The sequence below is a fragment of the Haloarcula sp. Atlit-47R genome (assembly GCF_003665985.1).
GTDB classification, from domain to species: Archaea; Halobacteriota; Halobacteria; order Halobacteriales; family Haloarculaceae; genus Haloarcula; species Haloarcula taiwanensis.
In genome coordinates this window covers 1-457 of the sequence record NZ_QPLQ01000069.1, presented here as the reverse complement: position 1 = coordinate 457, position 457 = coordinate 1, and the positions used below count along the sequence as shown (strand labels likewise).

The 457-nt window shown below is 72.2% G+C and carries 1 protein-coding gene; it reads left to right on the top strand.

The genetic code is table 11. From position 1 onward, the window contains the following. The coding region (locus tag DVK00_RS20910; protein ID WP_121578521.1) for an ABC transporter ATP-binding protein at positions 1-457 on the top strand (457 nt) is incomplete at both ends.

Sequence of the window (457 nt, the reverse complement as noted above, 5' to 3'; positions counted from 1 at the left end):
CAACGGCGCGGGGAAGACGACGTTGCTTCGGACGCTCAACGGCGCGCTCGCGTCCGACGAGGGCGCGGTCCGCGTCGTCGGGGAGGATGTCCACGCCCTGTCGTCGAAGGCGACGAGCAGGCTCGTGGCGACGGTCCCGCAGACCACGAGCGTCACCTTCGACTTCCCCGTCCGCGAGGTCGTCAGGATGGGCCGCACGCCCCACCGCGGGCGCTTCGAGGGCTGGCGCGAGCGCGACGACGAGGCCGTCGAGTCAGCCATGCGCCGGACCGCCGTCGAGTCGCTCGCCGACCGGCCCGTCACGGAAGTCAGCGGCGGCGAGCGCCAGCGCGTCCTCATCGCTCGCGCGCTTGCACAGGAGACGCCCGTCCTGCTCCTCGACGAACCGACCGCCAGCCTCGACATCAACCACCAAGTGCGCACGCTCGAACTCGTCTCCGACCTCGTCGCCGACGGG